This is a genomic window from Catonella morbi ATCC 51271, from assembly GCF_000160035.2.
Classification (GTDB): domain Bacteria; phylum Bacillota; class Clostridia; order Lachnospirales; family Lachnospiraceae; genus Catonella; species Catonella morbi.
In genome coordinates this window covers 201,329-223,402 of sequence record NZ_KI535368.1, presented here as the reverse complement: position 1 = coordinate 223,402, position 22,074 = coordinate 201,329, and the positions used below count along the sequence as shown (strand labels likewise).

Here is a 22,074-nt window from a genome sequence, read left to right as displayed (position 1 = left end):
TCACCTATATTTGCCAGCCAATGGATTTTTTCCTAATTTCAATAAAGTGTTTATATATACCTTCTTGCTTCATTAACTCTTCATGGTTTCCTTCTTCTGCAATCCGTCCTTTATCAATAACAATTATTTTGTCAGCTTCCCTGACTGTAGACAATCTATGGGCAATAGTGATAAGAGTTTTATTTTTCGTTAATTCTTTAATCGCTTTAATCAGTAAATGTTCATTTTCGGGATCTACACTCGAAGTTGCCTCATCCAAAATAATGATCGGAGCATCTTTTAAGATTGCTCTTGCAATGGATATTCTTTGTTTTTCTCCGCCTGACAAGGTTGAGCCGCCTTCTCCGACAACCGTATTATAGCCATCTGCAAGCTTCACTATAAAATCATGGCAGCAGGCTTTCTTACAAGCTTCTATCACCTCATCCTGTGTGGCGTTGGGATTTCCGAATTTGATATTATTTTCAATGGTATCATTAAATAAATATACCTTCTGAAAAACCATACTGATGTTTTTTAATAAGTTATCATAGGTAAAGTCTTTTACATTATGCCCTCCAATCAGAACTTCTCCCTTTTGTACATCCCAAAACCTTGCCATCAAATTGCAAAGTGTTGTCTTCCCTGAGCCTGAAACACCTACAATGGCCAGACTGCTTTTTGATTTCACCTTCAGATTTATATTTTCCAGAATTTTCCTCTCGTTATATCCAAAATCAACTCCTCTAAACTCTATATCATAGGATGAAAGAGCTATCTCTTTCCCATTTTCATCTAAAGAAGGAATATCAGAAATATAATCCAGCCTATCTAACTGTGTTGCCAGAAGTCTGCTTAAAAAAGCTCCATTGTTAACCAGTTCAAGCTCCAGAAATATTAAAAATGCGGATACAATAAACATCAGAGAATAAGAAAGCGGGATACTATTGTTCAGATATAATATAACCGAAGCTAATACCAAAACACAGCTTGCCACTTTGAAAAGCATCTCATAAAGCTTCATAACGAAGGCAGTAGCTTGTGTAACTTCAATATCTGCATCACATTTTTTTCTAAATGCTTCCTCAACTTTACTCTTACCCTCTTTTCCCTTTTTAAATGAACGCAGAACAGATATACCTCTGATGTATTCTATAGAATGTGTAACCAAATCTTCTTGAGATTTTTGTAAAACAGGTGTGTATTTTTCTGCCCTTTTGGCAATAATTTGAAGTATAATCGCTCCAAGGAAGATAACAACTAAAGAAATCAAGCCTACGGGGAAGCAAAAAATCAGTAACATCACCGTCATACTAAAAGCATGAAAAAAACCGCCCACAATGAAATTCATTGCTAACATTGACATACCCTCTAAGTCAGAAATTGTGGTTGTCAACACAGTTTGGATTGTGCCTAAATTATTTTCCGAAAAATAACCCATAGGAGCTTTCTTCAATTTTTCTCCTATTTCAATTCTCTTATCTCTAAAAATCTCATATCCGGAAGCACTTAAATTTCTGTCACAAAGATACTGAAACAAAAATCTCCCTAAAATGCTGAAAATTATAATTAGTACTGCCTGCAGAATAATCTCCGGATTCATTTTTTCAAGTTTAAGCATGATGAGCAGAACAGCAAATAACATAAAAGATGCGGATACAGACTTTAATGCCCCAAAGATAAGTCCTAAGATAATATTAGAACGATAGCGTCCTGATATTTTCAATATTCTTTTTACAATCGTAAACACCTATTTCACCTCCCTATCCTCATCTATGCTGTCTATATAGTTTTTCCATAATGACATATATTCTCCGTCTTGATTTACCAGCTCGCTATGGCTTCCGCTTTGCACAATCTCTCCATTCTTCATAACCATAATCTTATCTGCCTGTATAATTGTAGAAAGCCTGTGCGCAACGACAATGAGTGTTTTACCTTGTACAAGATTATGGATTGCTCTTTGAATCAAGTATTCATTTTCCGGGTCTGCAAAGGCTGTTGCCTCGTCTAAAATTATAACTTTGGATTGCTTCAGCATTGCTCTGGCTATAGTAATTCTTTGTCTTTCTCCTCCTGAGAGTTCCCCTCCTCCGTCACCGACTCTTGTATCATAAGCATCCTTTAGCTCCGTAATAAACTGATGACAGGATGCTGCTTTTGCCGCTTCAATAATTTCTTCATCACTTGCTTCAGGATTTCCTAAACGAATATTTTCCTTTATAGTTGTATTAAAGAGAAAATTATCCTGAGAAACATAGCTTATCTCCTCACAAAGCTGTTCAAACGGAATTTCCGATATATTTTGCCCACCATAATATATTTTACCTTTACCTGCATCCCAAAATCCTGCCATTAACTTGGCAATAGTAGATTTTCCCGAGCCCGAACTTCCTACAATTGCTGTTACGGAATGAGGCTCTATATCAAAACTGATATTCTTTAATACAAAGTTATCTGTATTATAGGCAAAGCTTACATCTTCAAAACGAAATACTGTATTATCAAACTTCACTCTTTCTTCCGGTCTTGATAACTCCTCTTTTGATAAAAAATCTTCTATCATCCCCAAATTTGCCCTAACCATATCAAACTGCTCAGAGTAAGTTCCTATTTTCATCAGATGAGCAATAAAGCCAATAGGTAGAATAATACAAACAATAAAATGTGATAAGGAAATCGAAGATTGCATATATAAATAAGCTCCCACCGGTAAGGTTCCAAGCAAGGTTGACGGCATAACTGCCTGAACAAAAGCAGCCCATAACCAGCTTTGCTTCCACCAGCTCAACGTACTGTCATGAAAAAAATTGATTGCATCTATAAATTTCCCATAGGAAGAAACACTGTGATTAAATGCCTTTATAATTTCGATTCCGTTTACATACTCTACCAAAGTGCTGTTCATATTATTCTGTGCCGTTGTATATATCTTACTTCTTGTTTCGTAATCTTTCATCATCCCTATATAGCCTAGCATTCCAAGAGGAATAGTCAGTAAGGAGGCAAATCCCATTCTATAATCCAATACAAAAATTAAGACCAGAAAAAGGATGGGGGATATTAAACTCGAGCTTATCTCAGGCATAAAATGAGCCATTGAATCTTCAAGCTTCGATACCGTATCTACCATCAAGTTCTTAAACTTACCTATCGGAGTATCAATTATTACACCCATAGGCACTTTCAGCATTTTTTCCGCAATTTTACTCCTTATATTTTTTAGAATATTATATGTGGCTTTATGTGAAGTAATAGTTGAATAATATGTAAAAATCCCCTTTAATATCTCCCCTGCCAAAGCAATTAAAGTCATTTTTAAAGCTATTTGGAATGTAACTTCTGACAGATATATTTTTTCTATCAATTTAGCGATTACAAGAAAAGGAATCATACCGAATAACTCACCCAGAATTGCTAAAATAACCGATTTATATAATTCTGTTTTTTTATTGCCTGCATACTCTAACAACAAGCTAATCACCTTTGTTTTTTTATTTTTCATGTCTGTTCCCCTAAAGTTTTATTAGTTATAACTAACTGTTTAACGAAAGAATTATACCAACAGATATCAGAAAACTGATATTTATCACTTTAACTTAAATTTCATCAATCCCTTCCAGCCATAATATTGAAAAGCAATGATATTTTTAATATATCTGCCTGCAAAATCGTACGGGATATTATGCAGTATGCACTCACATAAAGATGTTACATATCCTTTTGTAAGAATATGTACTTCTAATTCTTCCTCTTCATCTAATTCAATATTCTTACTTTCCGAAATGCTCATCATTTTGATATTTTTAGCTGTATATCTGTTGACAATCTCATCAATAAAGTTCTCAACCCTTGAACCTTTACCGGATTCAAAAATAAGTCTAAACTCCTCAAAATGTGCATACATGTAATTTACAAAATCCATTACTTCCGCAAACATTGCCTCAATATTTTCATCATCATTTTCTCCCAATACATTCTTGTATCCTGCTTTTTCAGTCCTGCTTTCTACCGCCGTCACTATCTCCAGGGTGTATTCATATACCTCTTTAACAAGGGTATAAAATAATTCTTCCTTATTCTTAAAATGCCGGTAAATTGCCCCCGTAGTTACATTGGCAGCCTCTGCAATTTCTGCAACCTGAGCTTTTTCAAAACCCTTATTCAAGAATTCATCTTTCGCACATTCTAAAATTCTGTTTTTAGTTATATCTGAACAGTAAGACATTTACTTCCTCCTCAGTATTTTTATTTGATAATCAAATTATCTTTGATAATCATATTATCACTTTGGAGTGTTTTTGTAAATATCCTTTCCCAACAAATAATCAAATCTGCAAAAAGTGTGTGCTTTCACACACTTCACGTGCAAGTTGTACCGTAAGATAAGCTTCACTGCCGCAAGCTTTTCATCCCACTGAGAGATTTTTTTTAATAGAAAATTGTTAAAAAATTTCCTATTAAACAAAAAAATACTGACCACAAAAGTCAGTGTTTTAATTCTAACTTTTGCGGTCAGTACAAATCAGTATCTCTCTTCTTAATATTTTATTTATTATTTTCATCCTTTAGCACAGTCATTTCAGCATTCTTCAAATGGCAATAAAGCTTTCCTTCTTCCGTATAACTTTCAAACACGCCTTCAACCTCAATGTCTGTCCCATCTTTCGGAAAACCCTTAGGATATTTAAGTTTTTTCTTAGTTTCAAACTCTATTCCCTGGCTGCAACAGCCTGCCGCATCAGATATAAAGCAATAATTATAATATTTTTTTGTTGGCTCAAAAAATGATGACAAGTACTGCCCCTTCATTTTAAACTTTTTGCCCTCAAAATCTTCAGGCTGTGTCATTAGCAGATAAACTGTAGCATACACCATATCACTTCCCATTGAAGTAAGGTCATAATCCACACCATTTACAGCTTCCTGATTTTTAGCTTCTTTAAGCTTGGCTTCAAAGTCAGAAGTTGCTCCCAAGACCTGTCCGTTCTCTGTAACAATCTGACCTTCTGTATCAGAAGCAGAGCTTGTTGTCGCCTTTTCTTCATCTTCAAGCTTTTTAACCTGTTCATCTATCTCCTTATTTACCTGAGCACTTATGGCCTTTTCTACCACATTCTGTTTCTGCAGCTTATTTCCGGCCTGTTCCTTATTGCAGGCTGTAATTGTAAAAATCATTACAATACTTGTAAATAATAAAATTTTCTTTTTCATACCTCATAGCCTCCTAAGGTAATTAAAACAAATCTTTGTGTTTAAATGGTGAGCAAATCATCCTTTAACTCTTCCTATAACAGCACATATGAAAAATGCCGCCATATCAGCCACTACTATTGTAGAACCTACCGGAGTTGAAACTAAAATAGAAACCAACATCCCTATCACAGCACAGATTACAGATAAAGATGCCGAAAAGATAACCACACCCTTAAAGTTCTTGATAATTCTCATAGCCGAAAGTGCCGGAAAGATTATCAAGGCCGAAATAAGGAGCGAACCCACCAGATTCATTCCCAAAACTATGATTACAGCAATGATTACAGCTATCAAAAGATTGTATCTGTCTGTTTTTACACCGGTTGCCTTTGAAAAATTTTCATCAAAGGTAACTGCAAAAAGTCTATTATAGAACAAGACAAAAAACACCATTACAAGTACGGAAAATACTATGCAGACGATAACTTCTTCCTTGCTTAATGTAAGTATTGATGTAGAACCGAAAAGGGTGGTACACACATCTCCAGACACATTTCCCTTTGTATTAAATAAATTCATCAACATATAGCCGATAGCCAACGCTCCTACAGAAAGCATAGCTATAACCGCATCTCCCTTTATAGAGCTGTTCTGCCCTGTCTTAAGCAGGAAAATTGCTGTTATTATAGTAACAGGTAGGATGATTATCATTTTGTCGGTAAGTCCGATTACACTTGCAACTGCCATAGCTCCAAAGGCTACATGTGAAAGTCCGTCACCTATATATGAAAACCTTTTAAGCACCAGAGTAACTCCCAAAAGCGATGAACAGAGGGCTATAAGTACACCTACTATAAAGGCATAAATTACAAACGGAAATTGAAGATAATACTGCAATTTTTCTAAAATTTCTACCAAAATTACTCCCTTCTATACTCCAAGACTTTCCCTAGCATCACTTTTAAGATAGTCTTTCTTACTTCCAAAGAAAAGCTGACCTTTACTCCCTATATGAAGCACATTTCCCGCCTCATTTTCTATTGCCGCCAAGTCATGTGACACCATAATTATGGTTACACCCGACTTATTTAATTCACTTATAAGTCCATAAAACTCTGCCGTTACCTTAGGATCGAGCCCACTTACCGGTTCATCTAAAAGAAGCAGTTTATCCGTTGCACAAAGAGCCCTTGCAAGCAACACTCTTTGCTGCTGTCCTCCGGAAAGATTACGGTAACATTTCTTTTTAAGATCCATAATATGCAGTCTTTCAAGATTTTCCTCAGCTCTTAGTTTATCCTCTTTTCTGTAAAACACCCTGCTGCCTATCCTTGCAAGATTTCCTGACAAAACAATCTCCCACACAGAGGCGGGAAAATCTTTTTGTGCCAGACTCTGCTGTGGGAGATAGCCTATTTCATACGGAAGAAGTCCGTCACCGTAAATAATCTCTCCCGACACAGGTTTCATAAGCCTTAGCAGAGTTTTCATAAGAGTAGATTTACCGGCTCCGTTTTCTCCGATTACATAGAGATAATCACCCTTTTCCACCTTAAAATTGATACCTGTGGCTACAAGCTGATCCTTGTAACCAAGTTCAAGATTTTTACAAGTGATAAACGCCATACTTTGTTTCTCCAAATCTATCTATTCTTTAAAATAACTTTCAAACATCCGCAAATATTGCTATGAAGCACAATATTCAGTCGGATGTTTGTAAGTAAATTATCATTATTTAAGTGCCGCTTCCAGAGCCTTTAAGTTAGCCTCCATTATACCAAGATAAGTAGCTCCATCTGCAATCTGATCAGCAGTTACAGATTGCATAGAATTCATTTCAACTATCTTCTGATCTTTAGCCTTGGTTGTCTCAACTATCTTCTTTGCTATCTTCTGATCAGAATTTTCAATTACTAAAACATTATTAAGCTTAAGCTCATCTGCCTTCTTTGCGAGGAAGGCTACTGTTTCAAAGCTTGCCTCTGTTTCTGCGCTACAGCCTACAAAAGCAGCATAATACTTAAGACCGTAGTCATCAACTAAATAACGGAATGGGAATCTGTCACCGAAAAGTACTGTTTTATTCTTAGCCTTCTTTACCGCAGCAAGATATCTTGAGTCCAGATCACCAAGTTTAGAGGTATATTCAGCTGCGGTTCCCGCATAATAATCCTTGTTCTCAGGGTCAATAATCTGAAGTCTTGCAGCCAGTTCATTTACAAGTGAAGAAGCATTTCTGAGTGACAGCCATACATGCTCATCATACTCAACCTCGTCATGATGATGACCATCCTCATCGTGATCATGGTCGTGATCTGCATCATCTTTGTGATCATGATCGTGATCCGCATCTTCCTTATGCTCGTGGTCATGGTCAGCATCTTCCTTCTTACCATGGTCATGATCGTGCTCATCTTCTTCCTGCATGCCCTCTACAACTTCCTCTTCTTTTACATTGTTTCCAAGCGCCTCAAGAAGATTTACCACCTGCATCTTATCATTTTTACTCTCTTTAAGTGCATCCTTAACCCAGCCGTCAGACTCGCCGCCTACATATACAAAAAGGTCACAGTTAGCAATCTTTGCTATATCCTCTGCTGTAGGCTGGTAGCTGTGAAGGTCAACACCCTTATCCATAAGATAAGTGATTTCATAATTATCCTTCTTATCCCCTACAAGCTCTCTTATCCAGTCATATTCCGGGAAAATGGTACAAACTACACTGAGTTTCTTATTTGTATCATCTGTCTTAGTCTCGCTTGCAGTACTTGCGGAGCTTACAGTACTTTTACTGCTTGTACTGCTTGCAGAAGATGTCACTGATTTAGAACCTGACTTAGTTTCCGTCTGTGTCTTTCCGCAGCCTGCAAATATTCCGCATACCATTACAGCCATAGCTGTAAGCATCATTATTCTCTTTTTCATATCTTCTCCTTTATAGTTTCATTTTATTTTTGCAACTCAGTCGCAATAATACAAAGGATAAAATACTACTCTTTTACAGATTTGTCAAGAGGGAATTTGCAAATCTATCTCAAATTTATAACTACTTACACAAGTGTGACCCTAAGTGTCTGTGATTGGGGAAGGCTGAATAATTACTCGAATTTACATCAGCCACTCTGCTATCGTATCAGCACACACACCTGTTGCATACTTATCCTGATAAGCATAATCAGGCGCGTCTACCCAGGCTGTACCTGCTATGTCTATATGAAGCCAAGGCTTTTTCTCGGCAAAACTTCTTATAAAAAGCCCTGCTGTTATAGTACCGCAGAATTTGCCGCCTACATTTTTTATATCTGCTATATCACTTTCAAGCATTTTTTCATGCTCTTTGCCAAAAGGAATACGGGCATGCTTCTCTCCCGTCTTAAGGGATGCTTTATAGTACTCCTCCCACATTTCATCGGAATCTGTAACCACTCCGCCTATGGTGAAGCCATACATATTTACAACCGCACCGGTAAGAGTTGCAATGTCAAGCACTCTTCCTGCTTTTTCATCTCGTACCGCATAGGTAACCGCATCAGCCAGTATCAATCTGCCTTCCGCATCCGTATCACAAACCTCTATTGTCCTGCCGCTGTAGGAAGTAAGCACATCACCGTCTACATAGCTGTCAGGAGCAATTTTATTCTCTACAGTAGGAACAATGGCTGTTACATTTACTTTTGCCTTTAGTTTAGCAAGTATGGCAATAGCTCCTACTACCGCTGCCGCACCGCCATTATCTCCTCTTATACCTGCCATAAACTGTGACGGCTTCAGACAATATCCGCCAGTATCCACAGTTACACCCTTACCAACTATGGCTGTGATTTCTCCCCTTTTAGGGTTTCCTTTATATCTAAGCACTACAAGATAAGGCGGAAATACACTGCTTCCCCCTACTCCGAGTATACCGCCCATTTTCTTTTTCCTGAGCTTTTCGACAGGCAGTATTTCAACTTCTATGGCTGTATCTTTTACAAATTCAGCTATTTTTTCGCTAAATTCTTTCGGATGAAGATAATTTGCAGGGGCATTTACCATATCCCTTGCAAAGATTATACTGTCACTTATTATCTCAGCTTTCTTAAGTAGTGGCTCTATATCAAGCTTTGTTCCTGTTATGCCTATTTTTACATCTTCTTTCTTAACCTTGCTCTTGTATGTCCTTGCAGGCTTAATCGAAAGATAAATCCCCTTGGCAAAACTTACAAAGCTTTCTTTGTTAAGCTTAAGGCTTTCTATATTAAAGCTATACTCTTTTATCTCATACTTTTTAAGCTCCTTGCAGGCTTTGGCAGAGATTTCCATAGAGATGCCGGGCTCTTTTACATTTTCTTTGCCTAATCCCACCAAAAGTATCTTCTTACCATTTTCTACAGGAAACAGCAAGGTTTCAAGATATTCTGCATTAAAAATATCCTTCACCTTACTTTCATACGGATAGTCTTTTTCTTTGCTTTTTACGTATATTATCTCTGTATTTCCTACGTTTCCTAAACTTATCTCCATTTATTCCTCCTTAAGAAATATCTCAACTACCGTATCAGTTTCATCAGGAAGCGGATAACAGTCTGCTGCATGAGGTGAAAAGAAGAAGAAAGAATGCTCTGAAAATTCTTTTAAATTCCAGTAGAAAGTTTCATCTATAACGGAATTGTCCTTTACAAGACGCATTTTTTCTATCTTTCCCGCAAGATTAGGAAGGCAGATGGCTCCTGCCTGCTCCTCCGTTACATGGGCATAGAGAATATTTCCTTTTCTTGTAAATCTTCCCCACTCAGGCTTTGGAAGCTCTGCATAACCACAGTCATAAATGCTTCTTCCGTTCTGCTTCATCCAAACGCCTACCTCTTCAAGTATCTTTACTGATTCTTCGGGAATCTCACCCTTGGCATTCGGACCTACGTTTAGCAGGAGATTTCCACCCTTGCTTACACATTCAACAAGCATTCTTATAACCATCTTAGAAGATTTGTAATGATTGTCATAAGAGCAGTAGCCCCAGTGATTGTTTAAGGTTATACAAGCCTCCCAAGGTAATGGATTACCTGCCACATCCCTTATTCCTGCAGGTGGTATCATCTGCTCCGGTGAAGCAAAATCCCCTGAATAAGTGGTTGGCTCCAAGGTCTTAATAGAGCCCGCATCCTCTGCACTTCCTTCAAGACGATTGTCAACTATGATATGAGGCTGAATGGAGCGTACCATTTCCATTAGCTCCTTAGCCTTCCATTTATCGCACTTCATATCTCCGTAGGAAAAGTCAAACCACATAAGGTCAAGATGCCCGTAATTAGTCAGCAATTCCTTAATCTGTCCGAACATAAACTCCAGATAACGGTCAAAGTTTCTGTTTTCATTACTGCATTTTTCATTATTACGCATCGGATGATGCATATCACCGAAATGCGGAAAATCTTCATGTCTCCAGTCAATAATGGAATAATAAAGACCTACCTTTATCCCTTCTTCCCTGAAAGCCTCTAAGAATTCCTTTACAAGATCCCTTTTACAAGGAGCTTTTACCGAATTAAAGTCTGTTAATTTTGTATCAAAGAGGCAGAAGCCATCATGATGCTTGGCTGTAAGTACTGCGTATTTCATACCCGCTTTCTTTGCAAGCCTTGCCCATTCCTTCGGATTATAATTCTCTGTAGTAAATTCATCAAAATAAGGATCATATTCTTCCTTCGGAATCTCATATACACTTCTAACCCATTCACCCCTTGCAGGAATTGCATAAAGCCCCCAGTGAATAAACATTCCAAATCTTGCACTGTTATACCATTTTGTACGCTCTGTTCTGTCTTTAACAACCTGATTCATCTTTTATTCCTCCTCTAAGTAACCACATATTTTAAGTAACATGTCTGCCGTACCTACATTGTAACCTGCCGTACCATAAACTCCCTTACCTTCTTTGTTTACCATGCAGATAAGCGGATAAAGTCCCGGTTCAAGATATAACTCTCTTGCCAGTTTTCCTGTTTCCGTATCAAATGCTTCAAACAGGATTTCTTTATTGACAAGTGCCTCACTAACCCTCTTAATATTGGTATCTTCAAGTTCTTTTTCATTTTTTACCACAAAGTATATCTTCGTTTTAAGCCTGTTAAACAACTCCTTTTTATCAAAAAGCTCATTTAAGATATGCTCTGTAGGCTCAGCCTTTGCATTCAGCCAGATAAAGATTCCGTTATCAGCTTTTGTAAGCTCTTGAATAGAAATCTTTTCTGCATTTTTATTTTCAAAGCTTATATTTCTTATAGGGTAGTCTGAAAGCATATCACTTATTTTTGCCTCATAAAAGCTTACAGGAAGCTTAGTTGTTTTCCCCTCTTCTACATCGGCAATCACAGATTTTGCAAATATATTACCGTTTGGAAGTCTGTTGCTTGTTACCAGCCTGTAAGTTCCTACACTGAGTTCCACTATATTATCTGCCTTTGTAATATCCTCCGTATTTAAGCTTAAAGGATCATACTCATTGTCCGTAAATTTAGACAATGAGAAGTTTTCATAATAACTCCAGTGAACATCCCCCGCAAATTCAAACTCCAGTTTTCCTTTAGGGCTTTCTTTTGAAACCTCTATGGCAACAAACTCACCATTTAAGTAAACTTCCATAGAGTCATCCTTTGGATTAAGTCTTGCAGGAATACCAAGACTTCTTAAAATCTGTATGAAAATCACCCTCTTTGACCTTGCACTCGCATAGCCCGACCAATAAGCTCCATAAGCCGTACTGATTAAGTTTGCATATTCAAACTCAGGCTTTTCCTTAAGCTCTGAATTAACTTTGCTAAAAAATTCCCTGATCTCGTCAATATCTGATACCTTTGTACCTTTAAATTTTTCTAAAAGATATTTTCTGAACGGAAGTATCTTTTCATAAGAAACTCTTGGACAAAGCACATATTTATAAAAAATGTCTTTAGGATATTTTTCACAGAGATTGATGTCCGTATATAGACAATGTTCAAATAAAGTATAGGTAGCAGTATCCTGATAATCCTTATCTGCAAGGCTTTTAAGCAGTTCTAACTTCCACTCGGCAGGAATTTCATTAATCTCTGTCAAAAACTTCTGCAGTTCAGTTTGATTACTGCAGGACTTAGAAAGGATATCTAACAAAGCCTTTCTGTCATCTTCCTTAAAACCTTCTACCGCTTTATTTGCAGCTTCCTTGTCAAATAAGCCTCCTTCTTTGTCAGCTCTTTTTTTAGCCTCTTTCTTCTTTCTTTCATCCGAGCCGCCTGATTTCACCTGATTTTCACCGGTTCCGGAATTAAGAAGCCCCGGCGCTCTCATAACAAAGGAGTTTTCTACCTCTCTGTAGCCCTCCTTGCTAAGCTTTAGTTCTACATTTGTAGTATTCTCTGTATCTACAAGGATTTCACCATAACTGCCACCACTGCCTGCAGATATTATAATACTTCCGTTACCTGTTTTAAGCTTTGTAATACCGTTTTTATCTGTACAGGTTACGGCTACGTCCCCAAGATAACTGTAATTTATTACCTTAAAATATACTCTTGTGTCAGGAACAGCTTTCCCTGCTTCATTTACAAGTTTTACCGTAACTTCCTTAGTAGGTGCATAGGTACTTAGGACATTTACAGCAACCGGTATACCTACTCCTGCATTTACATCTTTTTCAAGTTCAGGATTGTAGCACCTTGCATGTACCATCATAGCTCTTTTGGAAGCATTTAAAAACCAGCCTTGATTCAGTTCATCTTCCGGCTCACAGGCTCCCAGGAAATACCACCTTCCATCGCACCATACCTCTACCCAGGCATGATTATCATCACAATGCGACCAAAGCGGTACATAAACCTGTCTTGCAGGAATACCTACACTTCTAAACACCGAAACCGCAAATGTAGACTCTTCACCGCAGCGTCCATAGGTATTATTATATACTGTAATCGGACCGGCTGTTCTATTATCGGTAGTTCTATAGGTTACTTTGGATGAACACCAATAGTTAAGCTCTATCACAGCCGCTTTCATTGACTTGTCTTTTATTAAATCAGATACTTCCTTATAAAAAAAACTTCTGTTTTCCGAAATATCTTCATTATTTATTCTGGCTCCAAGCACATATTCAGCAAATATTTTTTCGTCAACCTTACCCCTAAACTCTCCCTCTTTAAAAAGAAAGGCTCCCTGCCTCGCAAAGTCAAGAAAGGTCTCAGTAGTATAATCTCCTATATCGCTAAGCGGCATAAAGGCATAAAGATAGTAAAGAGCCTCTGTTACATCACTGTCTTCCCTTTCAGCTATCCTGTCTAATTCTTCCTTTAATAAAGTAAGCTTAAGCTCTTTTATTCTGTAATCAAGCCTTTCAATGATTTTTTTATTAAACTCTTTTGAAAACATAGTCCCTCCTGCTTCAAAATTTCTATAATTCCCTTAGTACCTTTACAGCCTCTGCTATCTCTTCTTCTGAGGTTTCCCAGATATCATATTCGCTAAGTGATGGAAGCCCCATACTTACTTCTTCTTTTCTATATATCATTCTGCTGTCAATAACCTTCTTGCCGGACATATGATAGTTTTTTCCACCCGTCATTTCAAATACTTTTTTTATTGCCTTTGCATTTACTCCGGCGCCTATCAGAATATTTATATCATTACCGGCTCTTTCTATAAGCTCTTTTAAAAGTCCGGCTCCCTCTACACAGTTTCCCTTCTGACCTGAGGTGAGTATTGTATCCACACCTAACTCCTTAGCCTTGTCAAGTGCTGCAAATGGTTCCCTGCACATATCAAAGGCTCTGTGAAGTACGGTTTTTGTACCACTTGCTGCCTCTATAAACCTCTTCATAGCAGCCACGTTCAAATCTCCTTCAGGAGTTAAGGCTCCCACAACCACACCATCTGCCCCTGCCTTGGCAAATTCTTTTACAGAGTCACACATTTCTTCAATTTCATTATCTGTATAACAAAAATCTCCAAACCTGTTCCTTATAAGAACATGAATCGGCAGGTTAGTATTTTTCCTAACCTGCCTGAATAATGTTAAACTCGGAGTTGTTCCTCCTATTATAAGGTTGGCACAAAGTTCAAACCTTGTTGCCCCTCCTTTTTCACCATTTATAGCAGACTCCAGCCTGTCTATACAGCATTCCAAAATATAATCCTTCATATTTAACCTTTCACAGCTCCTACCATTACACCCTTAACCAAATGCTTCTGAATAAGCGGATAAAGTAACATTACCGGAAGGGATGCCACTACTATTGTAGAATATTTTAGAAGTTCTGACATTCCCTGTAATTTTGCAACCGCAGAAGCATTTCCTACTTTTGTTAAGTCTACCTTGTTCTGAATAAGTATTTCTTTCATAACTATGGTAAGCGGCTGAAGCCCTTCTTTATACAGATAAAGCATCGCGTTAAAATAATCATTCCATTTTGCAACTCCGTAATAAAGCACAAGCACTGCAATTATCGGCTTGCTGAGCGGTACTATTACCTTAAGCATATACTTAAAAGGAGTGCAGCCGTCCATCTGTGAAGCTTCGTAAAGCTCATCGGGAATTGAGTTTACTATATAAGTCCTGCAGATTATCATATTATATGTAGACATAGCTGTAGGTATTATCATAGCCCATCTTGTATCCATAATATGAAGGCTCTTTACAAGAATGTATGAAGGAACTATACCTCCACTGAAATACATTGTAAATATAAAGAACATGGCTACGGCACATCTTGCCCTGAATTCTTTTCTGGACAGAGGATAGGCACAAAGAATAGTCATCACTATGTTTACCGCAGTTCCCGCAACCAAATAAAATATTGAATTTGCAAATCCTGTAAGTATCTTTGCATTCTGAAAAACAGCCTGATATCCTCTTAATGTAGGTTCTACGGGAAGTAAAAGAACTCTTCCGCTTATAACAGCCTGCGGACTGGAAAACGAAGCCGATACCACATATATAATCGGATAAAGTACCATTAAAAATATAGTTGTAAGTATGACATAGTTCGCCACTGTGAACGTCTTGTCACCTATACTCATGTATCTGAATTTAGCATTCTCCATTATATCACCCCTTTACCATAAACTATTCGTTGTAATCTTCTTACATATTCTATTCACTATTATAAGAAGCACAAAGGATACAATTGATTGGAAAAGTCCGGCAGCGGTAGAAAATCCCACATTGGAATTAACTACACCCACCTTATATACAAAGGTTGATATAACCTCGGATACAGAAGCATTTAATGAGTTTTGCATAAGGAAAACTTTATCAAGACCTATGCTCACTATGCTTGCACAGTTAAATATAAGCATAATTATAATAGTCGGAAGGATTGCGGGAATATCTACATGAAGTATTCTCTTAATCCTATTTGCCCCATCAACTATAGCTGCTTCCTGAAGTTCTTTGCTAACACCCGAAAGAGCCGCTAAGTATATAATAGAAGCATAACCGGCTGACTGCCACACTCCGCTCCATACATAGAGATGTCTGAATATTTTTGGATTTCCAAAGAAGTTTACCGGCTCAAAACCTACTTTCTGTAAAAGAACATTGATTATACCGCTTCTAAGATCCATCATCTGCATCATCATACCTACAAGCACAACTATAGATATGAAATATGGAGCATAAGTAACCATCTGCACAGTTTTCTTATATCTCTTAGCTCTCATTTCATTTATTCCTATCGCAAGAATAATAGGCACCGGGAAAGAAGCCAAAAATGAATATATTCCAAGAATTAATGTATTCTTGATTACTAAAACACTGCTGGTAGAAGTCAAAAATTGTTTGAAATACTTGAGTCCCACCCAGTCACTTCCAAATATTCCCTTTCTTATGGAAAAATCCTGGAAAGCAAGGACTATTCCCGCCATAGGTACATAGGCAAATATTATAGCGTAAATAATAGGAATAGCTATAATAACCCAGAACTGCCAGTTTGCAGACTTAATCTTATTGCTTTTACTTACCGTAGCACTATTTTTTGCCATAGCTACATAATTCCTTTCTAAAATATTAATCTATTTCCCTGCAGTAAGCTTGCATCCCTCGTAGGGACCTTTATTCAACAGGGAGTTGCAGATTAATTTCCTATTGAATAAGGAAGCTATCCAAAGTATGGACAGCTTCCTTAATTTCATCTGCCTATATTTCAGGCAAAAAATCATTATTTAGTCTGTCTGTCATACGCAGTCTGATATGTTTTTAAGATTTCTTCAATTCCTGCTTTATTAATAGCATCCTTGTAGCTCTCCCACTCAGCATCTATATCCTTGGTTCCGGTTATGAATGCTACAGAGTTTTCTTCTATAATCTTCTCAAGCTCAACTGCCATTGTAGAAACAGCTGTACTCTCTTCGTCAGTAAGTTTAAGCTCTGAGAGGTTAAGAAGCTTTGTGTTGTTTGCGTATGGTTCATAAAGGTTCTTTGAAGTATCAAATAAAAGCTTCTCAAGTCCTGCCGGTGAATATGGATCTACATTTGCATCTACTGCCTGTCCTAAACGGTAAGGAGCCGGAGCAACTCTCAGGCCTACATCCTGCCAGTCATGGTTCTGAGGATCTGATGAATAGAGATTAAGTACTTCGTAAAGCGCAGGCTCACCATTTAAGCCAACCTTGCCCTTAGGATTAAGTACCCAGTCTTTCCCTTCATCTGCACCATACTGTGAGCAAAGATCACCGGTCTCACTGTAGAAGAAATCTACCCAGCGAAGAGCTGCTTCAATATTCTGACACTTATCTGTAATACAGAATCCTCCTGATGAGAATCCTGAATTATGTATTGTCCAGGCAATCTGAGTTCCGTCAGGTCCTTTTATAGGTGCCATTGGTACATAATTTCTATACAACTTGTTATTACTGTCAGGATCTATAACATCTGAGTTAACACCTGCTGTGAAGAAGAGTATAGGTTCATCTTCTTGATTAGCTAATGTTCTTAACTGTTCACTTGTCTGTGTAAAGTTACCGTCATAGATAGCCCCCATTTTATAAAGCTCTCTCATATACTTAAGACCTTCTTTGTAAGCATCTGTATTGGCAACAGTTTCAATCTTCTTTGTTTCATCATTAAGTACTACATAATCTCTGGCATTAAGAGTTGCAGATTTACTAGGTACAAAGGTAAATGCGCCCATCAGCCAATCCTGCATACGTGTATGCCAGCCCTGTGCCGCACCTGCAACTGCAATTCCGCCCTTCTTATACTCTAAGAATTTCTTACACACATTTTTAAATTCTTCTGTAGTTTTAGGAATCTCTACTCCCATTTCCTTAAGGTATTTCTGATTTACCCACATTCTTCTTGCAAACTGGCAGTGATAGCAGTCATTTACTCCACCCAAAGAGTAAATCTTTCCGTCAGCTTCCTTTGTCTTGTTAATATCATAATTAGCAACAAGCTTTAAGTAATTAGGAACATTTTTATCTGTAAGATAATCATCAAGCGGAATAATAACTCCCTCTTTTACACCATACTTAGCAAGATTTGGTGCACCACCGAGTATTACATCAGGATAATCTCCCGACTGTAATAAGAGGTTGAGTTTCTCCTCATATTCATCTCTTCCGGCTGTTACGAACTTAATATGAATTCCTGTCTTTTCCTCTAAGAATTTAGTGAAGTCATTTGTTTCAAAATCCTGTACATTAGGCATGCTAAGTGTAAATACAGAAAGCTCAAGCTTACCATCCTTTACTATCGGATAAGTACCCGCCTCATTAAGTGCCACTCCTGAAGTTGCCGCACTGCTTACCTTACTTGTCTTGCTTGTCTTCTGTGAACTTGTTTTCCCGGCATCACCTTTTTCGCCGCAAGCTGTAAGTGTACTTGCAGCAAGTATAGTTGCAAGTCCCATTGCAAGGAATTTCTTAAACCCTTTTTTCATGTTCTCCTCCTTATAATGTAAGTTCCTCCTAAATTATCCAAAGCTGATTTTATTACCTGTATAGATTATTTCTATAGGTAATATACAAAAATTATAGTATAAACCTGTTGTTTATCGTAATTTTCTTTAAATTTAGCTTAAAGATAACCAAGTTTCAATTAGATTATACATAAAAAAAATAAAAAATCAACATCTGTAAAGGGGTTTTTAGGGCTAATTTTATACATTAATACTAAGTTGGTCAGTTGTCCACTTTTGTCCATTTTTAGTTTTTGAATAATATCAAAAAAAAATCCTTATTGACGGCTTGCATACCGAAAATAAGGATTATGAATATTACTCCTGTTTATTTCCCTTTTTCTTCCCTATATTTTTTTCTGTAATTAGTATAGAACTCTTTATAGGCTTTTGTTATAAAATTATACTCATACATCTGCTCTAAAATTCTGTTGAAATCATCGAACCTTATATCTGCTCTCGCAAGACTGCTGAGGAGTCCTGTAATTACCTTCTTATATTCATCCGAAGACATTGCCCCGTCTCTCCAGAGAATATTCGCTTTATAGGCATTCTTAAAGTCCTCACCATGTCTGATATCCTCTGTTACATCATCTTTAATTTCAAAATCCGCACCTGTTATATCAAATACATTCTTAGCAGAGGTATTTGTAAAATACATATCACTGCCCAGCCTATACAGGTTTTTATAAAAGGCAGTTCCCTTATCTGTCCTTTTTTGATAATAGTCCGGTAAAAACGGACTAAATGCCATAGAAACCATAGAAACTCCTTTAAACCTCTTATATTCTTTATCAGGATTAGACTTTACTCCGTTTTCATAATAAATTTTCATATTATATTCTAACGGATAGTCGAGCTTAAGAGGTTCTCCGTCTGTAAGAATCAGAAAATAATACTTCTTTCTGTCTGCCCATATATACGCAGGGCTTTCTTTCAACCCCAAAGATTCACAAGAATCTATAATTATTTCCCTGTGGTCTTTTTTTGCCTTATACTTTTTTAGTACATATTTAATTTCTTCGCTTGTTATTCTATACTCTGCATTTTTTTCAAGGCTCTCTTCAGCTTTTCCCAAAGCTTTCTCTACTTCACTTTCAGGCTCTTTCTTCTCTCTTTTCTCTTCCTCTTTTCTTACCTTCTCCTCCTCTTTCTCCAGCTTTTTGTTTTGTTTCTCCCGGAGATATCTGGCTTTATCGCCCTGTTCTTTGAGCTCACTTTCAGTAAGCGTCATTGACTGCCACCAAATCAAATCTACCACTCCCACTAACATAGCTGTCAGTCCGTACCATATACCGGCACCGAATACAGCCATAATCCCGGTGACAAGTGTAATCAATGTAAATATCAATATACCATATAAATACTTCTTGGTAGTAAAATCTCCATACAGCATAGCATCTATAATTCTTGCAATTTTTTCTTTAGTGCTTAGCTTCATCTGCTATCTCCATTAAAAAGTTATTCCTTTTTTGTCTTTAATCAGCTTTGTCCCGCCTGCTATGATGAATGCCCCACATACAGCAGAAACCACCACCAACACTATTCCTAAAGCAATATTGACTATACCCACAAAATTCATACTCCTATAAGCCTTTTCGTTGCTATTCTCATACTCTGACATTTTTCTTCTCCTTATATTCATGTTTTTACAGCATAATCTCAATATTTTGTAAATAATCAGAGATAAATGATGTATATTAATACTACCATATTTAAAAGAAAAAATAAAGTAAGATATCAAACTTGAATTTTTACACAGAAATGGGTATAATTCTTGTAGTATACACAAAACATCAACATCAATGTGTTCTCACATGGAAAAGAGGTTTTATGAAAGGATATGTTAATACAAATATAGGTGAGGTTTCAATCAACAACGATGTTATTGCCAGCTATGCAGGTTCCGCCGCCATTGAGTGCTTCGGTATAGTTGGTATGGCTTCCCTAAGTATGATTAGCGGTCTTGCAACTTTATTAAAGAAAGACAGCTTAAGCAAGGGTGTCGATATTTTAATCGAGAATAATGAAATTACTGTTAAGCTTCATATTATTGTGGCTTACGGAGTAAGCATTTCCGCAGTGGCTGAAAATCTTATTGAAAATGTAACTTATAAGGTTGAAGAATTTACAGGTATGAAGGTAAAAAATATCTATGTTTACGTAGAAGGCGTAAGAGTCGTTGATTAAGGAGGATTCACAAGTGGCAATATCTAAATTGGATGCATCTATGCTTAAAAAGGCTTTTTTAGCAGGTGCTGCGAGACTTGAGTCTCAAAAAGAAAGAATTAATGAACTTAATGTATTTCCGGTTCCTGATGGGGATACCGGAACAAACATGACTCTTACAGCCATGTCTGCGGTAAAAGCAGTAAATGCAGTTGAGGATCTTACAATAGAAAATCTTGCCAAGGCTATGTCAAGCGGTTCGCTTAGGGGTGCAAGGGGAAATTCCGGTGTTATTCTTTCCCAGCTTCTAAGGGGCTTCTGTAAAGAAATAACAGCCCATGCCGACAACGTGACTGTATCCGTACTGGCTTCTGCCTTTAATAAGGCTGCCGAAACTGCTTACAAGGCTGTCATGAAGCCGAAAGAAGGAACCATACTCACCGTTGCCAAAGGAGGCGCTGACAAAGCCGCTGAGCTTGACGGCACAACTAATGATATAGCAAAGTTTGCAGGTGAGGTTATTGCTCATATGGAAAAAGTTCTTGACTCAACTCCTGAGATGCTTCCTGTTCTTAAAGAAGCCGGCGTAGTCGATTCGGGCGGTGCAGGACTTTTAGAGGTACTTAAAGGTGCCTATGATGTGCTTCTTGGTAAAATAGTTCCGCTTGCAGACGGAAATATAAACACTCCTGCTGTTTCATCTGGCAAATCCGGAATTACTGATGACATAGAAACTGCTGATATTAAATTTGGCTATTGTACAGAATTCATCATTATGTCTGAAAAAGAATTTACCGAAAAGGATGAGACAGATTTCAAACAGTATCTGGAAGGGCTTGGTGACTGTATAGTAGTGGTTGCTGACGATGATGTAGTTAAGGTACATGTTCACACCAATGATCCGGGACTTGCCATCCAAAAGGCTCTTACATATGGCCAGCTCACAAGCATGAAGATAGATAATATGCGTGAAGAACACCATGAAAGAGTTATTGAAAATGCCACACAGAAAGCTCGTGAACAGAAAGAAGCTGAGAAAAATACTCCTCAAGTTTCTAACGAGCCAAGAAAGAAAGACGGTTTTATAGCAGTATCAGCCGGTGCCGGTCTCAGTGAGATTTTTAAGGGTCTGGGAGTTGACTTTGTACTCGAAGGCGGACAGACTATGAACCCTAGTACAGATGATATTCTTAATGCCATTGATAAAGTCAATGCCGACAATATTTTTATTCTGCCTAATAATAAAAATATCATTCTCGCAGCAAATCAGGCTAAAGAACTTACAGAAGACAAAAATGTAATTGTTATCCCAAGCAAGACTGTGCCACAGGGAATTTCCGCAGTTATCAACTATATTCATGACGGTGACGTGGCAGATAACACTGATAAAATGACTGAGGGTATGAAGTATACCAAATCAGGAGAAGTTACCTATGCGGTTCGTGATACTGTTATAGACGGAAAGAATATAAGCCAGGGTAATATAATGGGTATAGGTGATGCAGGCATAATATCAGTTTGTGATTCAGTTGACAGGGCTGTACTTGAAATGCTTGAAGATCTTGTAGATGATAAAACCGGTATTATAACCCTCTACTATGGTGCCGATGTTGGTGAAAACGATGCCAATGCTCTTTCTAAGAAGATTTCTGAGGTTTATCAGGATTTAGATGTTGAGCTTCAGTTTGGTGGTCAGCCTGTTTATTATTATCTGCTTTCAGTTGAATAATTATAATAGAATTGTAATTATTTAGTTTATAAAATGAGCTTACAAAAAGACTTCATAAAAGCTTTAACCGGCAATTATGAAGTCTTTTTTGTTACA

Annotated in this window: 18 protein-coding genes; 2 read left to right on the top strand and 16 right to left on the bottom strand. The window is 37.4% G+C overall.

What is annotated here, in order from left to right:
* Positions 1-4 precede the first annotated feature (4 nt).
* The 16 genes from GCWU000282_RS08115 to GCWU000282_RS16820 all read right to left on the bottom strand — a co-directional run bounded on the left by GCWU000282_RS08115 (position 5) and on the right by GCWU000282_RS16820 (position 19,704).
* Positions 5-1,729: an ABC transporter ATP-binding protein gene (locus GCWU000282_RS08115; RefSeq protein ID WP_023354594.1), complete on the bottom strand. Its 1,725-nt coding sequence runs from the start codon at positions 1,727-1,729 to the stop codon at positions 5-7.
* A complete protein-coding gene (locus GCWU000282_RS08110; protein WP_023354593.1) occupies positions 1,730-3,484 on the bottom strand; it encodes an ABC transporter ATP-binding protein in 1,755 nt (584 codons plus the stop codon).
* A gap of 84 nt (positions 3,485-3,568) precedes the next feature.
* The gene (locus tag GCWU000282_RS08105) at positions 3,569-4,207 is read right to left on the bottom strand and encodes a TetR/AcrR family transcriptional regulator (protein ID WP_023354592.1); all 639 of its coding nucleotides are present in this window, start codon (positions 4,205-4,207) and stop codon (positions 3,569-3,571) included.
* Positions 4,208-4,527: 320 nt separating this feature from the next.
* Entirely contained in the window at positions 4,528-5,193 is a 666-nt protein-coding gene (locus GCWU000282_RS15915; protein WP_023354590.1) for a hypothetical protein, read from the bottom strand.
* Positions 5,194-5,250: 57 nt separating this feature from the next.
* Positions 5,251-6,093 carry a metal ABC transporter permease gene (locus GCWU000282_RS08095; protein ID WP_023354589.1) on the bottom strand — a complete coding sequence of 281 codons (843 nt, stop codon included), beginning with the start codon at positions 6,091-6,093 and terminating at the stop codon, positions 5,251-5,253.
* A gap of 12 nt (positions 6,094-6,105) precedes the next feature.
* On the bottom strand, positions 6,106-6,801 hold the full coding sequence (locus GCWU000282_RS08090; RefSeq protein WP_023354588.1) for a metal ABC transporter ATP-binding protein: 696 nt from the start codon (positions 6,799-6,801) through the stop codon (positions 6,106-6,108).
* Positions 6,802-6,906: 105 nt separating this feature from the next.
* Positions 6,907-8,100: a metal ABC transporter substrate-binding protein gene (locus GCWU000282_RS08085; protein ID WP_023354587.1), complete on the bottom strand. Its 1,194-nt coding sequence runs from the start codon at positions 8,098-8,100 to the stop codon at positions 6,907-6,909.
* Between the two features lie 183 nt (positions 8,101-8,283).
* Complete coding sequence (locus tag GCWU000282_RS08080; protein ID WP_023354586.1) at positions 8,284-9,678, bottom strand: leucyl aminopeptidase family protein; 1,395 nt, start codon at positions 9,676-9,678, stop codon at positions 8,284-8,286.
* Complete coding sequence (locus GCWU000282_RS08075; RefSeq protein ID WP_023354585.1) at positions 9,679-10,995, bottom strand: alpha-L-fucosidase; 1,317 nt, start codon at positions 10,993-10,995, stop codon at positions 9,679-9,681.
* Positions 10,996-10,998: 3 nt separating this feature from the next.
* A complete protein-coding gene (locus GCWU000282_RS08070; RefSeq protein WP_023354584.1) occupies positions 10,999-13,554 on the bottom strand; it encodes a transglutaminase-like domain-containing protein in 2,556 nt (851 codons plus the stop codon).
* A gap of 22 nt (positions 13,555-13,576) precedes the next feature.
* Complete coding sequence (locus tag GCWU000282_RS08065) at positions 13,577-14,323, bottom strand: copper homeostasis protein CutC (protein WP_023354583.1); 747 nt, start codon at positions 14,321-14,323, stop codon at positions 13,577-13,579.
* Between the two features lie 2 nt (positions 14,324-14,325).
* Positions 14,326-15,225, bottom strand: coding sequence for a carbohydrate ABC transporter permease (locus GCWU000282_RS08060; protein ID WP_023354582.1), 900 nt, complete (start codon positions 15,223-15,225; stop codon positions 14,326-14,328).
* A gap of 12 nt (positions 15,226-15,237) precedes the next feature.
* Positions 15,238-16,164 carry an ABC transporter permease gene (locus tag GCWU000282_RS08055; protein WP_023354581.1) on the bottom strand — a complete coding sequence of 309 codons (927 nt, stop codon included), beginning with the start codon at positions 16,162-16,164 and terminating at the stop codon, positions 15,238-15,240.
* 176 nt (positions 16,165-16,340) lie between these two features.
* Positions 16,341-18,062, bottom strand: coding sequence for an extracellular solute-binding protein (locus GCWU000282_RS08050; RefSeq protein ID WP_023354579.1), 1,722 nt, complete (start codon positions 18,060-18,062; stop codon positions 16,341-16,343).
* A 346-nt stretch (positions 18,063-18,408) separates the two neighbouring features.
* On the bottom strand, positions 18,409-19,521 hold the full coding sequence (locus GCWU000282_RS08045) for a hypothetical protein (protein WP_023354578.1): 1,113 nt from the start codon (positions 19,519-19,521) through the stop codon (positions 18,409-18,411).
* Between the two features lie 12 nt (positions 19,522-19,533).
* Positions 19,534-19,704 (bottom strand): hypothetical protein, encoded by a 171-nt coding sequence (locus GCWU000282_RS16820; RefSeq protein WP_035040052.1) that lies wholly within the window; start codon positions 19,702-19,704, stop codon positions 19,534-19,536.
* 209 nt (positions 19,705-19,913) lie between these two features.
* Between GCWU000282_RS16820 and GCWU000282_RS08035 the strand changes: the two genes are divergently transcribed.
* Both GCWU000282_RS08035 and GCWU000282_RS08030 read left to right on the top strand, forming a co-directional pair.
* Positions 19,914-20,270, top strand: a complete 357-nt coding sequence (locus GCWU000282_RS08035; RefSeq protein ID WP_035040050.1) for an Asp23/Gls24 family envelope stress response protein — start codon at positions 19,914-19,916, stop codon at positions 20,268-20,270.
* 13 nt (positions 20,271-20,283) lie between these two features.
* Entirely contained in the window at positions 20,284-21,978 is a 1,695-nt protein-coding gene (locus GCWU000282_RS08030; protein ID WP_035040048.1) for a DAK2 domain-containing protein, read from the top strand.
* Positions 21,979-22,074: the final 96 nt, after the last annotated feature.